The organism is Alphaproteobacteria bacterium (genome assembly GCA_039980135.1).
Taxonomy (GTDB): domain Bacteria; phylum Pseudomonadota; class Alphaproteobacteria; order UBA6615; family UBA6615; genus UBA8079.
In genome coordinates this window covers 780,240-796,031 of record JBDXCV010000009.1, presented here as the reverse complement: position 1 = coordinate 796,031, position 15,792 = coordinate 780,240, and the positions used below count along the sequence as shown (strand labels likewise).

Sequence of the window (15,792 nt, the reverse complement as noted above, 5' to 3'; positions counted from 1 at the left end):
CTGGGGCTGCGAAGTCATCCCGAACGAGACGGATGACGTGTTCCAGCCCTGGCACTGGATCGTGATCCCGCAGATCGGCATCACCATGGGCGAGATTTTCTACCTCAAGGACCTCGCGAACGATTGTGATGCGGACAAGGTGTACGAGTTCATGTTCGTCGCCCCGCCGCTGCCGATCACAAAGGGTGTTGGTTCGCCGATCAACCCGCAGGCCATCAAGTAGGCTCATCCGACCCCGTTCGACACAAGCAAACCCGGGACGAAATCCTTGCGCTACCGATCCGCCAAAATCCACGCGAAGACCGCCAAGCGCGACGAAGATTATCTCGACGAACAGTCCTGGACGAATTTCTGGGACGGGATGCGCATCGACTGGGATGTGCCCATCGAGATGGATGACGGGCTTGTTCTTCGATGCGACGTGTTCCGTCCGGTCGAGGACGGCAAGTACGCGGTCATCATGTCTTATGGGCCGTACGGCAAGTTCCTCCAATTCGACGACCCGGTGTTCGGCGATCAGTGGCGGCAGATGTGCGAGAAGCACCCCGATGTACCGGCCGGTTCGACGAACAAGTACCAGAACTGGGAGGTGGTCGATCCCGAGAAGTGGGTTCCGGACGGCTATGTCGTGGTGCGTGTCGATTCGCGCGGGGCCGGCCGGTCGCCGGGCGTTCTCGACATCTGGTCGGCGCGTGAAGCAAAGGATCAGGCGCTGTGTGTCGACTGGGCCGGAGTCCAGCCATGGTCGAACGGAAAGGTCGGACTGTCCGGCATATCGTACTACGCGATGAACCAGTGGCAGACCGCGTCGCTGCAACCGAAACACCTGGCGGCGATCTGTCCATGGGAGGGGGCCGCCGACTTCTATCGGGACATGGGCCGGCACGGCGGCATTTATTGCGATGGCTTCGCCAAGCCGTGGTCCGAAGCGCAAGTCTACTCGGTGCAGCACGGTCGTGGGGAGAACGGGCTTCGTTCGCGGATGAATGGTGAACTGGTTTCCGGCCCGCCAACGCTCAGTGAAGAGGAGCTTGGTACGAACCGTCGGAATTTCGATTTCGATTGCGTTTCAAACACCCTGGATACGGACGAATACTGGCAATCACGGATGCCCGATTGGGACAAGGTCGAGGTGCCGATGCTGTCTGCCGCAAACTGGGGCGGCCAGGGCCTGCATCCACGTGGCAACTTCGAAGGCTTCGTGCGCGCCAGATCAGCTGAAAAATACCTTGAAGTGCATGGAATCGAGCACTGGACCGAGTACTACACGGATTACGGTGTTGAGCTACAGAAGAAGTTCTTTGGCCACTATCTCAAGGACGAAGACACAGGCTGGGCCGAACAACCAAGGGTCCAGCTTCAGGTCCGGCACGCCGACGGCACGTTCGTTAAGCGCCATGAAAACGAATGGCCGCTCGCCCGGACCCAATGGACGAAATACTACCTGGATGCCGAGACGCACACGCTGTCGACGGCGTCGCAGTCCCTCGATAGTTCCGCCACCTACGCCGGATTTGGCGACGGTGTCACGTTCATGACGTCACCGCTCAAAGATGAACTCGAAATTACGGGGCCGATCGCGGCGAAGCTCTGGGTCTCCTCGGAGACAACGAATGCGGACCTGTTTGTGGTGGTCAGAGCATTCACGTCTGACCTGCAGGAGATTGTTTTCCAGGGTGCGCTCGATCCCTGCACTCCGATCGCACAAGGGTGGCTGCGTGTTTCACATCGTAAGCTCGATCCGGACCTCAGCCTGCCCCATCGTCCCTACCACACGCACGACGAGGAACAGCCCATGACGCCGGGCGAAGTCTACGAAGTGGACATCGAAATCTGGCCGACTTGTATCGTGCTGGAGCCCGGGACGCGGCTGGCCTTTACGGTGCGCGGCAAGGATTATGTCTATCCGGGCAAGTCGAGCATCAATCTCGGCATGTACGAGAACTGGACAGGCTCTGGCCCCTTCACCCATGACGACCCGCGCGATCGCCCCGGCGACGTTTTCGGCGCTGATGTCACCTTGCACGCCGGGCCAGAACGCCAGGCCTATGTGATGCTTCCGGTGATACCGGTGGCATAACTCCCTGACTCCCTGTCCACTCCAGATGCCGGCTGTCCGCCCTGTGACAGTCTGCTTTTTTTTGAATGCTTGCCGGGCAGTCATGCTTAGGGGGTCAATCGGCACCTATAAAGGTATACCAAATACCATATTCGCGTGTATGCTTTGCCGAGTTGTTTGCAAACACCGATATCCATGGGAGGAGGACGCGCAATGTCCATCAGAAAAACATTAACCGCGATAGGCGTCGCCGCGATTGCGGCTGGGGCCGCCTCGGGCAACGCGAGTGCGGAAACGATCACAATGAAACTGGCCACGGGTCATCCGCCGGCGCTCTACTATGTCGAACGTTTCGCTGACTATTTCGCGCCCCAGTTCAAGGCGCGTGTCGAAGCGCAGACCGATCACAAGGTCAATGTTCTCGAACTCTATAGCGGCACGGCAGTCAAGGTGAACGAAACACTCGAGGGCCTACAGAACGGCATCGTCGATGTCGGCGGGCTCGCCTATCCGTTTGAGGCGTCCAAATTGCCTCTGCACGGCTTCCAGGTCTTTCTTCCCTTCTCTCCGGACGACCCCCGGGTTTCCCGGACGGTCGCGCGCGATGTCTGGGGAATGATCCCGGAACTTCAGGGCTCTCTCCACGAGAAATACGCGCAGCGGATGATCACGCTGGTCCCGATCGATCCATATGAGATTGTCTCGAAGCGTCCGGTCAGGAAGCTCGAAGATCTGAAAGGCCTCAAGATGGGGCTGGCCGGTCCGAATGCAATTTGGTTCACGCAAACCGGCGCGGTTGGCGTTCAGGACAATGCGGGGACGGTCTACACCGGCTTGCAGACCGGCGTGATCGATGCGTCGTTAGCCTTCGCGAGCCTCGTTTGGAAGGGCAAGCTGACTGATATCGCCAAGAACTACACACAGCTGGGCATCTCCTCGATGACCTGGATTGGCGTGCATGTCAGCGACCGTTGGTACAACGACCTTCCCCCCGAGGTTCAGGATATCCTCCTCGACCTCGGCCGGGACTTCGAGCACATCGTGTCCGACGGGATTACGGACGCCTATGCGCCGACCCTCCAGAAGATGCGTGATAATGGCGTGACGATTGTCGAGCTGCCGCTTGAAGAGCGCCGGAAATGGGCAGAGACCCTGCGCGATATGCCCCAGAAGAAGGCCGACGAGTTGGAAGCCGAGGGATGGCCGGCGATCCGGACATTCAACGCCACCCTCGATGCGGCCGAGAGCCATGGGCATACATGGCCGGTCCGCTACGAGGTGAAATAGAACCGATCCGGTCGGCGGCGTCGGGTAATCCGGCGCCGCCGAGCCGTTCTTACCGCTGACGCTAAACGTCCGCATTGTGGGAGGCGGTCGCGATGATCCTGAGACTTCATGACCTTGTCAGCCGGGCCCTGATGACTCTGGCGGCGTTCTGGGCCTTCGGCCTCGCGTTCTACATACTCGTCGATGTCGTCGCCCGTAACCTGGGTGTCCAGATTGACGGGACCGCCGAGATCGCCGCCAATTCCATCGTCATCATCGTCTTCATGCAGATCGCCTACTGCATCCATATTCGCGGCATGTTGCGTGCGGACATGCTGACGTCCGTGCTTCCGGAATCCGCGACAAAAATACTCAGGCTGTTCAGTGCGATCCTCGGCGCCCTGTTCTTCGCGGCAATCGTCATCGGGACTTTTGAACCCGCCATCGAATCCTGGAACGTCGGTGAATGGGAGGGCCCGGAGAATTTTCGAGTTCCCGTTTGGCCGGCCCGCTTTGCCGTGGTGATCGGCGCGGCGCTTGCGGTCGTCAGCTATGTGCTCGCGGCCGTGGAAATCTTCCTTCGCTCGCCGCCGCCGTCGGAACAGACGTTGTCGGGGGCCTAGCGGTCGGGATTGCGAGAACCGGGACTCGCGACGACACGTCACGTCCGCAAATCACGAAGCAGGAAACGAGTTGCATGTTCGATCTAAACGCCACGCTCGTCGTCATCAGTCTACTTCTGATCTTCGTGGTGCTCGGGGTGGATGTTGCCGTGGCACTGGGCGTCACGGCGTTCGCGGGCCTTTTCCTTGTGTTCGGCGATGTTCAGGTGGTCTTGAGTTTCCTCGGGTCCACGGCCAACGAATCGCTCCGCGACCAGGTTTTCGCCATCGTCCCGCTCTTTATCTTGATGGGAGAGTTCATCGCCCGCTGCGGTGCGGCAGGCGACATTTACGCCGCGATCAACAGAAACCTCTCCCGAATTCCGGGACGGCTGGCCCACGCCACCGTCCTCGGCAACACCGTGTTTTCGTTTGTGACGGGGACGAGTCTGGCGTCGGCGACAACCTTCACCCGCATCGCCTATCCCGAGATGAAGCGCTTCGGTTATCATCGCGGGTTTTCTCTCGGTGTGATCGCCGGTTCGGCATCCCTGGGGCTTCTGATTCCGCCCAGCATCTTCATGGTGATCTGGGGAATTCTGACCGAACAGTCGATCGGCTCGCTTTTCATCGCGGGGATCATTCCGGGCTTCCTGCTCGCCGGCATGATGATGCTGTACATCAGCACCGTCGGCTGGATTGCGCCGTCCCGGGTCGGCATCGGTCACTCGGAAAGCGTGGACGCACCGCCGACGCCGTCCGCACCGGAGACAGATCCCGCGATTGCGGACATCGTTCCGCCCGGTGATGGAACGAAGAGTTCGGTCGCAATTAGCGGTATCGGCATTCTCGCGATCATCTGCGGCTCGCTCGGCGGAATATGGATGGGCTTCTTTACGCCGACAGAGGGTGCGGGCATTGGTGCGCTGATGGGCCTGGTACTCGGAATCGCGAAGGGCATGCGCTGGCCGGAGATTCAGGCGACCGTGCTCGCCGTCGGCCGCTCGTCCGTGCCGATCATGGTGCTGATCTTTGCGGCACAACTCTATTCGCGCATGTTGGCCCTAACGGGGGTCGGTGCTGCTGTTGCCGATTCGCTTGTCGGCACCGGCTTCGGTCCGATTGGGACCCTGGCGATCATGGTCGCGATCTGGTTCGTCATGGGGATGCTGATCGATTCCGTCTCGATCATGCTCCTGACGGTGCCGATATTCGCACCGGCGTCTGTGCTTCTGGGGTTCGATCCGATTGCCTTTGCGCTTATCGGAATCCTCGCGATCGAAGCCGGCGTGCTGACGCCGCCGTTCGGGTTGCTCGTCTATGCAGTCAAGGCCGTGGTCCCCGACGATGACGTGACTCTCGGCCATATTTTCAGGGGATCGATTGTTTTTTGGGGAATGTTGCTTGGGCTTTCCACCGCCATCGCTTTCATTCCCGAAATCGCGACATTCCTGCCTGGCATCATAGAGTGATAGGAGCCTGATGTTTGAGCTTGCCTGCATCACGAGGCGTTCAGCCGGTCCGAAGAGAGCCGGTGCCGCACGGTGGTGCGATGATTGTCGAAAGCGGGGTGCAGTCTCGTGCCCGTGATCAGCTCAGTACGGACCAAGCTCTACGAGTGGACAGGACCGACTGTCCCGCCGAAGGATAATTTCTGCACCAGCGCATCGGATGCGCTGTTCGATGCGGGTGACTCGATGGGCAGTTTCCGCTTCCACCAGTGGCTTGTCTGCGAGGTCGAAGCGGACGACGGCACGGTCGGCCTGGGCAACGCCGCGCTGGCGCCATGGCTGGTAAAGCCGGCGATCGACCACTACTTCGGTGACATCATCATCGGCGAAGACCCGTTCGACCATGCCTACATCTGGGAGAAGATGTATCGCCAGTGCCTCGCCTGGGGTCGAAAGGGCGTGGGCATGACGGCCATCAGCGCGATCGACATCGCCATCTGGGACCTGATGGGTAAGCTCACCGGAAAGCCGGTCTTCAAACTTCTTGGCGGCCGGACGAAGGACAGGATTCCCGTCTACTACTCGAAGCTCTACAGCGACAAAATTCCAGTCATGCAGGACGAGGCACAGCGTGCCGTGGACGCCGGCCATCGCGCGATGAAGATGCGATTCGGCTTCGGGCCCCGGGACGGCCGTGAAGGGATGATCGAGAACCTGAAGCGCGTGGAAGCCGTCCGCGAAGTAATCGGATACAGCCGGGACCTGATGCTCGAATGCTATATGGGCTGGACCCTCGACTACGCACGGCGGATGCTGCCGTCCCTCGAAAAGTACGAACCGCGATGGCTCGAGGAACCGGTTATCGCTGACGACCTGCACGGATACGCAGACCTGAACCGCGGCCCGATCCCGATATCCGGCGGCGAACACGCGTTCGGGCTCATGGAGTTCCGGCAGCTGCTCGACATGAAGGCGATCGGCGTCATCCAGTACGACACAAATCGTGTCGGCGGCATCACGGCGGCCCAAAAGATCAACGCGCTCGCGGAGGCCCACCAGATACCGGTCATTCCGCATGCGGGCCAGATGCACAACTATCACCTGACGATGGCCAGCCTCAATTGCCCGATGTCGGAATATTTTCCGCAACACGACGTCGAGATCGGAAACGAGCTCTTTTACTATGTGTTCGAGGGTGACCCCGAGGCACGGGACGGATATCTCGACCTCAGCGATGAGGTGCCGGGGCTGGGGCTGACCTTGTCCGACCGTTATCTCGACAAGTTCAATGTCGTCATGTGAATCGGCACGTCGCTTGACGGGTGCGTGCCGATCGCGCCGACCGCGTTTGCGGAAACCGGTGCGCTCGATCTTGAGGGGATGAAGCGGATTCCGGGCGGCGAAGGGAGTGATGAAGGAGGGCGGTGTGATCGCTTCGGATTTCTGCCGGCACCCCATCGCACCGCTGCATCCGGCAGTCCGCGAATCGCTTCCGGAAATCGCGTTGGCCCGCGATCCGATTGCGCTGGAATGGGGACTTTGAACGAGGTACCACACTCGCCATGAATGACATGAACATACGAAAGATAAAGCGGTCGAGCCTCGCGGAGGAAGCCATGCGCGAGCTCCGCCGGCTTGTCCTGCTGGGCGAGCTGGCGCCGGGCAGTGCAGTGCGCGAGCGGGATATGGCCGAACAGCTCGGGATCAGCCGCACTCCTCTTCGTGAAGCGATTCAGCAACTGGCCGTCGAGGGGTTGATCGAGTATTCGGCCACCCGAAGGCCCTTCGTCGCGGACCCCACCATCGACGAGATCCGCGATGGCATGACGGTGATGGCATCACTCGAGGCGCTGGGCGGCGAACAGGCGTGTGAGAACGCAGGCGATGCGGAGATTCACCGGCTCGGCGCCTTGCACGAACGCATGCTGAAGACCTCGGAGCGCGGCGAACCGCTGGAATTCTTCGAGACCGACATGGCGTTTCACCGCACCATCATCGAAGCGGCGCACAACAGCGTGCTCACCGACATTCACGCACAGGTCAACGCACGGCTTTGGCGTGTCCGTTTCCTGTCCTCGCGGATGAACAAACGTCGCGACCGGACTCTCGCTCAACATAGCGAGATCTACGAGAGCATCCAGGCGCGCAATCCCAAACGGGCCGCGAAGGCCATGCGGGGCCATCTCGAGACCGGTATCCGCAATATCCAGGAATTGCTCGAAGAAGATTCCCGGCCTTAGGGCGCTCCGCCTGCTTCGGGTCGCGACGCGCCCTGGGTGTTCAGGTAGACGGCGTAGACCGAAGTTGTGGCTGTAATAAAGAGCCGATTGCGTTTGGGGCCGCCGAAGCACACATTCGCAACGACCTCGGGAATCAGAATTTTCCCCAGAAGATTGCCATCCGGCGCGTAGGCGTGGACGCCGTCACCGGCACTGGTCCAGATATTGCCGTGCACGTCGACCCGAAAGCCGTCGAAGAATCCCGGCTCGCAGGTGGCGAAGACAGCGCCGCCGGCCAGCGACTGCCCGTCATCGGACACCGTGAACTTCCGGATATGGTGTGGTCCGTTTTCGACATGGGTGACCCCCGTGTCGGAGATGTAAAGTTCGGATTCGTCGGGGCTGAACGCCAACCCGTTGGGTTGTTTGAAAGCGTCTGTCACGACATCGAGATCGCCCGAGGCCGGATCGAAGCGGTAGACATATCGTCCGTCCGTCTCGCGCGGCGCAGCATCACCCTCATACTCGCTGTCGATGCCGTAGGAGGGATCGGTGAACCAGATCGTGCTGTCCGAGCGGACGACGATATCGTTCGGCGAATTAAGACGAGCGCCCCGGTAGGAGTCTACCAACACCGTTCGGGTGCCGTCGAATTCGGTGCGCGTGATCGCCCGCGCACGGTGTTCACAGGTAACCAGTCGGCCCTGGGTATCGACGGTGTTTCCGTTGCTGTTCCGCGCGGGCGAGCGGAATATCGAGACATGTCCGTCATTCTCGTCCCATCGCAGCATCCTGTCGTTTGGGATGTCCGACCAGATCAGATAGCGACCGGCGGGGAAATATGCCGGCCCTTCGGCCCAGCGGCAGCCCGTATAGAGTTGTTCGACATGAACATTGGGAATCACCAGCGCGCGAAACGCAGGATCAATCACGTTGAACCATTCCGTCAGCAATCGTCAAAATCCTTCTTTTCGGGGTGTATTCGGGGCTTGTCTCTGGGCCAGACGAGGGGATGTTTTCCGGTCGCGTAGACAATGATGTCGTGGGCAGCGCGCGCCGCGAGACGCACAGATCGGTCCGCGTCCCGCATCAACTCGCTTCCCGGAGACGCCAACGCCCAGATCGCCAGGTTGACGTGCCCTTCGGGATTGAAGATGGGAACCGCGAAGCCTTCCACACCGGGGCGCCACTCACCCTCTTCCGCGCCATGGCCTTGCGCACGAATCCGACGCAGTTCGGTCAGCAACTGACTGACCATTGTCATCGAATTGGCTGTGTGCCGCCGAAGCGTGTTCTCGGCATAGAGTGAGGTGATCTCGTTCTCCGCTGCATATGCCATGAGAACCTTTCCGATCGCCGTTGCATGGGCATCAACGTGGGTGTTGCAGGCTCGCGCCACCGTTGCGGGCAACCGGTCGCGGGCGTCGACTCGCCGATACAAATGAACCTTCGTTCCCTCGCGGCCGCCGATCAGCACGGTCGCATTCAATTCGCCGGCAAGCCGCGCGAGATATGTGTGCGCACGCTGCGCGGTGATCGCACGTGCCGGATCGGAGGCGCCGAGGCGGAAGATCTCGAAGCCGATCGAGTAGCGTCGACTGTCAGGATCCCGGTGGATGTAGCCGCGCTCGACAAGCGCTGCGAGAATCCGATGTGTTGTACCGGTGTCCAGACCGGTTACTTTCGCGACGTCGGTCAGGCGGACCGGAGCGGCGTGGGCGCCGACGGCATCAATGATCGTTGCAACGCGCTCAACGGATCGGTGCGAACGCGGTTTCGGACGATTTTGACCTTGCGGAGCTGTTGTTTGTGGTTGCACGGATGAATTGTTCCAACAATGCTAAATGGTATACCAAATACTAGCATCAGTTTGTGCATCTGATGCAGAAAAACTTCGAATCGAGTTGGGTCTGATTGGCTTGAATGGCGAAGATGGCGCCATCGACGGGAACAACGTCAAGCGCCAGGGGAAACGCCATGAAGATCATTCCAGCCAAAGAATTGAGCCGCGACATCACCATCGCAGACATCGAAGCGATGCGTGAAAAGGTATGCAACTGGGGCAAATGGGGTCCCGACGACCAGATCGGGACACTCAACTATGTGACCGAGGCTGCAGTCTTGCGTGCCCGTGAAGCGATCCGGAAGGGCAAGGTCATCTCGCTCGGCCTGCCGTTCGACAAGGACGGCCCGCAACGCGGTGGGCAGGGCCGTTTCAATCCGATCCACACGATGCTGGCGACCGGCACAGATGCCGTGACTGGCGTACAGGACAGCAAGACAGCCCCGGATATGGTCGAGACGCAGCTGATGTGTCGTTATGCTGACGACATGGTGACGATGCCGCTGCAGTGCGGCACACAATGGGACAGCCTCGCGCACGTCTTCGCCAACGACAAGATGTGGAATGGCTACGAAGCGACATTGGTCGATTCCAACGGCGCCAAGAAGAACGGAATCCACAATACGCGGGACCGGATGACAGGCCGCGGGGTTCTTCTCGACATTCCGCGCTGGCTTGGTGGTGATGTGCTGGATAACGGGTATGGCGTGTCGAACGACGAACTGGACGCTTGCGCGGAGGCCCAGGGGGTGGAAATCCTGCCTGGAGACTTCGTGATTGTGCGAACCGGCATGATGGAGCGTTGCCTGGCGGACGGCACGTGGGGCGGATATGCCGGCGGCGATGCCCCGGGCATGCGCTTTGAGACGGCAGAGTGGGTCCACAAAAAGGAGATCGCGGCAATCTGCACCGATACCTGGGGTGCGGAGGTGCGTCCGAACGAATCCAATGAGGCGTTCCAGCCATGGCATTGGGTCGTGATCCCCATGATCGGCATCACGATGGGCGAGATATTCTATCTGAAGGATCTTGCGGACGATTGCCTGGACGACGGAGTCTACGAGTTCCTGTTCTGCGCCCCGCCGCTGCCGATCACCGGTGCCGTCGGTTCGCCGATCAACCCCCAGGCGATCAAGTAGGCGGTTTACCTATGGGTGACGAACTACAGGACGGCCCGGACAAGGCCGCGGTTCAGGTCGGTGACGAGAAGCGATTCGGGATCGTTTTCGAATGCGATGCGGCCGCGGCGGGAAAGATGCGTACAGACATGCATGTGCGCGTCCTCGAGCCCGAGCAGGAAACATGGGAGTTCGCTACTGATGAGGGGCCGTTCCAGGGTGGAGACGGCACGGCGCCGCCACCGCTTGCCTTTTTCATGGCGGGGCTGGCCAGTTGCCTGATCACGCAGATTCGGAATTTTTCCCGGCGTCTGCGGGTCGATCTCGACTCGTTATCACTCCACACGCGCTGCGAGTGGGAAGGCCGCATGAAGGGGCGTGAGCCCTATCGCAGCGCGCCGGTCAGCTTCGAGATCGACATCGACATCTCGAGCCCGGCGGCGCGTGATGAGATACTGCAGCTGGTCCGTGCCGGAATCGGCGGCTGTTTCATCGAGCAGACGATCATGCGCGAAAACACCATCCGGCACCGGGTCAAGCTCGGTGAGGATTGGGTCGAAGTGGCGTGATCAAACGGGAACATCACTTCGGTCGGCGGCCTGGGAACCAATAGGAACGCGGGTGATATACCGCCCGGACAGCGTCGTGTGCTGCCATGATGTCTCCCAAACGGAAGTCGTTACTTTTGCTTCGCCGAGGCCCGCTATTGGCGGAATTCCACTCCCCCGCCATGCCGCGCTGCGCCGACGCGATTCGCGGTCGATTTTGTTTTCCCGTCACATTGATACAATCACCACATGCAAGAGCCTGTTCCGCGTAAACCGGGCCTGCGAAGCGCGGTCCGCGCGTGACAAAGTACCCAACCGCCAAGTCCCGGAGATCGATCCGCCATGCTGCCCAGACCGAATCCGTTGAAGCTCAACAAGCTGCAATTGCGCACGCTTGCCCTCTTGCAGGTGCTCGGTAGAGATGAGCGTTCGTCCATGGCCGGGCCGGAGACTGACACGGTCACAATCACGCAACTCCCGCAGGTGCATGGTGACCATGTTCATGTCGGCCCGTTTACTGTCAGTGCCCGGGATGCCAGCGGTTTCGCGAATCCGGCTGTCTGGGTCGCCCTGGAACGCAAGGGGATGGCGCGCCATGATGCGAGCGGCACCGTGCTGACGGCGGAGGGGTTGGCCTACGACACCGGACTTGCGGACCGTCTCACCACGCCGTCGGACCATTAGGCAGCGCCGCCACGCCACCGGGATGTGTCATTCGGTATTCGCGGTCGCGATCGCCTCGATCTCGGCGGCCGTGTAGCGCGGTGTGATGTGCTGCGGGCAATTCCAGTCGAAGGCAGCGATATCGATCAGGACACCGCGCTCGACCCGTGCCCGATAGTCGGGAAGCCCCAGCTTGTCGAGCACAATCGGCTCGTCTCCCTCGATGAGCCGCGCATGACCGAGCAATTTCAGCCGCTGCCGATTCGGATAATCCACCAGGATCAGCGACACCCGGTCGTCGTTCATCAGGTTGCCGGTGCTGACATATTGCTTGTTGCCGGTGAAATCCGCGAAACCGATCCTGTTTCCATCTACCACCTTCAGGAACCCTGCGGGCCCGCCACGATGCTGAACATAAGGCCAGCCCGTCTCGCTGACGCTGGCCATGTAAAAGCTGTCTCGTTCGGCGAGGAACGCCCACTCCCGAGGCCCGAGATCGTTTCCGCCACCCTCCATGCGGGCATAGCTTTCTCGACTGCCGGCGTTCGCCTGAAGTGCTTTCACGCTCGGCGTGAATGCGATGTCTGCAAAGCTCTGGATCGTCATGATGATTGTCCTTCCGGTTTACCCCGGTCCCGGGTGAACATTGTCCCGGGACCGGAGATCGCGTTATCTAGGCGGCGGTTCGTAGTTCGACTTCGGGGAAATCGATCTCGACCTGGGTGGCCTTGCCGATCAGGTTGGTGAACAGGTTCAGCGCCACATGGGCGATGATCTCGACGATCTCGCCGTCGGAGTGGCCGGCCGCCCGCACGGCGTCGAATTCGGCGCCGGTCACGTCACCAGTGTTCTCGACCAGTGCTCGGGTAAAGGCCAGAGCGGCGGTCGCCTTGGCGTCCGCCGAAGTACCTCCGCGATTGGCCAGCATCTCGTCATTGTCGAGCCCGGCCTTCCTGCCGAGCGCGGTATGGGCCGAGACGCAATACTGGCAGGCATTCTGTTCGGCCACCGCGAGTGCGATGCGCTCGCGGGTCAACGGGTCGAGCGCACCGTCATGAGCAATAGAAAAGAGACCGAGGAAACCGTTCAGTGCCGCCGGAGAGTTGGCCAGGACGCGCACGAAGTTCGGCACCGCACCGAGAGACTCTTGTACGGATTGGAGGAGTTCGCCGGTTTGGCCGACAGCGGTCTGGGGATCGATTTGGGGGATGCGTGGCATGGGTCTGTTCCTTGATTTGATGATGCCGGATATCTCGTCACCGGCGGTCCCCGATAGATACGGTCAGACTTGATGTGAAATAATATGTGAAATATAAAATATATTATTACGCATATTGAAATAATGGGCTGGGGAATGGGCCGGTTGCGGGAGATGGAGGTTTTTGTTGCGGTCGTCGAAGCGGGTAGCTTCGTCGGCGCGGCAACAGATATCGGTGCCTCCCCTCCCGCCGTCACCCGCGCTGTCGCATCCCTGGAAGACCGCCTTGGTATCCGCCTGTTGACCCGCACCACGCGTGCCTTGCGCCTGACCGAGGCCGGGGAGCGTTTCGTCGAACACGCGCGTCGCTTGTTGGGCGAAATAGAGCAAGCCGAACTGGACACGCTGGGAGAGGCCGGCACCCCGTCGGGGCATCTCACCCTGACCGCATCATCGACCTTCGGGCGGATGGTTCTGGCGCCGATCGTAACGGCGTTTCTGGCGGAGCACCCGAAGGTGACGGCGTCCGTACGCCTGCACGACCGGGTTGTCGATCTGCTCGACGAGAATATCGATGTCGCCGTTCGGATCGCCGAACTGCCGGATTCGAGCATGGTGGCGCGGCGGGTTGGTGAAGTGCGCCGTCTGCTGGTGGCCAGTCCCGACTATTTGAAGAAATGCGGGACGCCGGAAAGTCCGGCGCAGCTCAGGGAGCATGCGGTCATCGCGTTTACCGGGCTGATGCCCGGCCATGAATGGCGCTATCGTGCGGAAGGACGTATGCGGACGATGGCGATCACGCCACGGTTCGAGATCAATGATGCCCTGGCCGCGCTCGCGTCGGCCGAGGCGGGTGAGGGGATCACCCCGGCCCTGTCCTACATGATTTCCGATGCGGTGGCCGCCGGCCGGTTGGTGTCGGTCTTGGACGATTGGGCGCCGGTGCCCGTACCCGTGCATCTGGTCCACCAGCAGGGGCGCCTGGTGCCACCGAAAATCCGGGCGTTCATGGATTTCGCAGCACCGCGGCTGACCGCGGTGCTGGGTGGCCTCGTCAAAATGTCTCGCTAGCCGCAAGCGCGATCGCCCTGGTCTCGCCTGGCTTGAATGTGTATGCGAGATCGTCCGGTAACAACAATCGAGGAGACGGGCCGTGATCGTTGTCACCACGCCCACGGGCGATATTGGAATGCGTGTTCTGGGCCAGGTGCTGGATGGTGGGGCGGATGTGCGGCTGATCGCCCGCAATCCCGCGGGGTTGCTCGAGGGTCTTGGTCAGCGCGTCGAAGTGATCGGGCGCGGAGAGCGTCTTCTGGCTGCCGCCGGGGGCCGGACAGCGCAAGTGCCGAGGCCGCATATGTGGAGTTTTCACGGGCTTTCTGCGTTGCCCTGGCGTCGCAGGGAATGTGCCTTGTGGCACAGCGCTGTCGGTTAGCCCGGCATCCCGGGGAAACCGTTTAACGCAGGGTCGACAGGCGTGGATTCGATCTTGCTGTCCAGGAAGAGGTTGGCAACCGGCTTGACCTCGGATGTCTGGTCCAGCACCCCGGCGCGAATACTCAGGGTGTTCGGGCGGTTTGAATTGCGGGAGAACATCTGCGAGCCGCAGTCGGGACAGAAAATCTTTTCCATTTCCGCGCCGCTGTCGGCCTTGTGTTTGTAGGCCTTCAGTTCGCCACTAATGTTTAGAGCGCCCTCGTCGACGGTCATCAGCGTGGCATAGGCCGCGCCCGTGGCGCCCCGACAATCGGTGCAGTGGCAGTTGGCTGCCCGCAGGATTTCGGTGTCGGCGCTGAAACTGATCTTGCCGCACAGGCATTTTCCGGAAAGCTTGGGCATCTTGTCTGGTCCTGGTCAGTTTCGATTGTCGTCCGGCGATGGCCTCGCCGCCCGCGCGTCGAAGGCTCAATCGTAGAATGCGATGGTCCGGGTCTCGATCGACTGGCGGGGCGCGGCATCGGCCGGGCTGGTCGGGTCGTCGAAGGCTGAATGGGCCGTCCAGCGGGCGCGGCCGTCTGTTTCCGTGTCATAGCATTTGAGCAGGATCAGTTCGTCGGGCTGCATCTGCGGGAAATACACCCAGCGATGGGCCGGGTTGTACCTGGTGCGATGGATTTCGCCGACCCGATCGTCATATTTGAGGTCCATCAGGATCATGTCGTCGTCGGCGATCGACTGGGCGTCGCAAATGCCCAGCGGCGCTTCCTCGACCGCGCCACTGATCGAGCGCCAGACATTTACATAGACGTAGCGCTTCTTGAGCGCGGCCTCTGCCTCGTCGGGCGGCAACAGGTCGCGCACGCGCTGCGGGCCGGACTTGTCGGTGTAGTCGTTGTGGACGACGCGCACCGGCTCGCGCAACTTTCTGGTGGTTCGTGTCTTCTCGTCCTCGACCCGCAGCGTGTGGTCGAACACGATGACCCGCGCGGCACCGGTCGCCTCGGCGACGATCTTCTCTATTTCGGCATTGTAGACCGTCTCGATCTGGCTCGAATCGAGGAAGTCCGTGACCGCGGTGGGGCGGTTGTGAAACTCGAAGCCGTTGGCGTCCAGCGTGAGTTCACCCGCGACCGAACGCGCGTCATAGACCGGGACCGTTCGGTGGTCGGGGGTCTCGTCGCGGCGGTTGGATTCGCCGTAGGGAGAGATATAGGTGACGGGCTTCACGCCATTGTCGAGCACATAGTTCATCGAGGCTTCGACGAAGGGGAGGTCCTGCGTGTCGTATGCGGGTTGCGCCATTTGACGGACTCTTTTCCTGCAGATGTTTTCTGGTTGCCGGTATCAAATAGGTTCCGATGGGCGCCTGTCGAGCGGATTCTCGG

General features: G+C 60.9%; 19 protein-coding genes and 1 pseudogene. 14 read left to right on the top strand and 6 right to left on the bottom strand.

The window, feature by feature from the left end; all coding sequences use genetic code 11:
- From ABJ363_14300 to ABJ363_14265, 8 genes and pseudogenes are all read left to right on the top strand, one after another.
- Positions 1-223: cyclase family protein (locus tag ABJ363_14300; GenBank protein MEP4380168.1), on the top strand; the 223-nt coding region annotated here is incomplete at its 5' end.
- Between the two features lie 45 nt (positions 224-268).
- Positions 269-2,080, top strand: coding sequence for a CocE/NonD family hydrolase (locus ABJ363_14295; protein ID MEP4380167.1), 1,812 nt, complete (start codon positions 269-271; stop codon positions 2,078-2,080).
- 192 nt (positions 2,081-2,272) lie between these two features.
- The gene (gene dctP, locus ABJ363_14290; protein ID MEP4380166.1) at positions 2,273-3,346 is read left to right on the top strand and encodes a TRAP transporter substrate-binding protein DctP; all 1,074 of its coding nucleotides are present in this window, start codon (positions 2,273-2,275) and stop codon (positions 3,344-3,346) included.
- Between the two features lie 92 nt (positions 3,347-3,438).
- Positions 3,439-3,948 (top strand): TRAP transporter small permease, encoded by a 510-nt coding sequence (locus ABJ363_14285; protein ID MEP4380165.1) that lies wholly within the window; start codon positions 3,439-3,441, stop codon positions 3,946-3,948.
- Positions 3,949-4,022: 74 nt separating this feature from the next.
- Complete coding sequence (locus ABJ363_14280) at positions 4,023-5,399, top strand: TRAP transporter large permease (protein MEP4380164.1); 1,377 nt, start codon at positions 4,023-4,025, stop codon at positions 5,397-5,399.
- A 108-nt stretch (positions 5,400-5,507) separates the two neighbouring features.
- On the top strand, positions 5,508-6,680 hold the full coding sequence (locus ABJ363_14275; protein ID MEP4380163.1) for an L-rhamnonate dehydratase: 1,173 nt from the start codon (positions 5,508-5,510) through the stop codon (positions 6,678-6,680).
- An 85-nt stretch (positions 6,681-6,765) separates the two neighbouring features.
- Positions 6,766-6,921, top strand: a pseudogene (locus tag ABJ363_14270) (dihydrodipicolinate synthase family protein).
- Positions 6,922-6,940: 19 nt separating this feature from the next.
- Complete coding sequence (locus tag ABJ363_14265; protein MEP4380162.1) at positions 6,941-7,618, top strand: GntR family transcriptional regulator; 678 nt, start codon at positions 6,941-6,943, stop codon at positions 7,616-7,618.
- Here the strand turns inward: ABJ363_14265 and ABJ363_14260 are convergent.
- Both ABJ363_14260 and ABJ363_14255 read right to left on the bottom strand, forming a co-directional pair.
- The gene (locus ABJ363_14260) at positions 7,615-8,550 is read right to left on the bottom strand and encodes an SMP-30/gluconolactonase/LRE family protein (GenBank protein ID MEP4380161.1); all 936 of its coding nucleotides are present in this window, start codon (positions 8,548-8,550) and stop codon (positions 7,615-7,617) included. The two genes, ABJ363_14265 and ABJ363_14260, sit on opposite strands and share 4 nt — an antisense overlap.
- Complete coding sequence (locus ABJ363_14255) at positions 8,544-8,936, bottom strand: IclR family transcriptional regulator C-terminal domain-containing protein (protein MEP4380160.1); 393 nt, start codon at positions 8,934-8,936, stop codon at positions 8,544-8,546. The genes ABJ363_14260 and ABJ363_14255 overlap by 7 nt, the downstream gene beginning before the upstream one ends.
- A 24-nt stretch (positions 8,937-8,960) precedes the next feature.
- Between ABJ363_14255 and ABJ363_14250 the strand changes: the two genes are divergently transcribed.
- The 4 genes from ABJ363_14250 (at position 8,961) to ABJ363_14235 (ending at position 11,790) form a co-directional block, all read left to right on the top strand.
- The gene (locus ABJ363_14250; protein MEP4380159.1) at positions 8,961-9,422 is read left to right on the top strand and encodes a hypothetical protein; all 462 of its coding nucleotides are present in this window, start codon (positions 8,961-8,963) and stop codon (positions 9,420-9,422) included.
- A gap of 212 nt (positions 9,423-9,634) precedes the next feature.
- Positions 9,635-10,579, top strand: a complete 945-nt coding sequence (locus ABJ363_14245) for a cyclase family protein (protein ID MEP4380158.1) — start codon at positions 9,635-9,637, stop codon at positions 10,577-10,579.
- Positions 10,580-10,590: 11 nt separating this feature from the next.
- A complete protein-coding gene (locus tag ABJ363_14240) occupies positions 10,591-11,127 on the top strand; it encodes an OsmC family protein (protein ID MEP4380157.1) in 537 nt (178 codons plus the stop codon).
- A 321-nt stretch (positions 11,128-11,448) separates the two neighbouring features.
- A complete protein-coding gene (locus ABJ363_14235) occupies positions 11,449-11,790 on the top strand; it encodes a hypothetical protein (protein ID MEP4380156.1) in 342 nt (113 codons plus the stop codon).
- A 27-nt stretch (positions 11,791-11,817) separates the two neighbouring features.
- Here the strand turns inward: ABJ363_14235 and ABJ363_14230 are convergent, their stop codons facing one another.
- Positions 11,818-12,375 (bottom strand): pyridoxamine 5'-phosphate oxidase family protein, encoded by a 558-nt coding sequence (locus ABJ363_14230; GenBank protein ID MEP4380155.1) that lies wholly within the window; start codon positions 12,373-12,375, stop codon positions 11,818-11,820.
- 67 nt (positions 12,376-12,442) lie between these two features.
- On the bottom strand, positions 12,443-12,988 hold the full coding sequence (locus ABJ363_14225) for a carboxymuconolactone decarboxylase family protein (protein ID MEP4380154.1): 546 nt from the start codon (positions 12,986-12,988) through the stop codon (positions 12,443-12,445).
- Positions 12,989-13,111: 123 nt separating this feature from the next.
- Here ABJ363_14225 and ABJ363_14220 point away from each other — a divergent pair, with 123 nt between their 5' ends.
- A complete protein-coding gene (locus ABJ363_14220) occupies positions 13,112-14,038 on the top strand; it encodes a LysR family transcriptional regulator (GenBank protein ID MEP4380153.1) in 927 nt (308 codons plus the stop codon).
- Positions 14,039-14,120: 82 nt separating this feature from the next.
- Positions 14,121-14,402, top strand: coding sequence for a hypothetical protein (locus ABJ363_14215; GenBank protein ID MEP4380152.1), 282 nt, complete (start codon positions 14,121-14,123; stop codon positions 14,400-14,402).
- On the opposite strand, the gene ABJ363_14210 is transcribed toward ABJ363_14215, so the two are convergent.
- Together ABJ363_14210 and ABJ363_14205 are read right to left on the bottom strand one after the other, a co-directional pair.
- Entirely contained in the window at positions 14,399-14,806 is a 408-nt protein-coding gene (locus ABJ363_14210; protein ID MEP4380151.1) for a GFA family protein, read from the bottom strand. The two genes, ABJ363_14215 and ABJ363_14210, sit on opposite strands and share 4 nt — an antisense overlap.
- A 66-nt stretch (positions 14,807-14,872) precedes the next feature.
- Entirely contained in the window at positions 14,873-15,709 is an 837-nt protein-coding gene (locus tag ABJ363_14205; protein ID MEP4380150.1) for a CmcJ/NvfI family oxidoreductase, read from the bottom strand.
- Positions 15,710-15,792 lie beyond the last annotated feature (83 nt).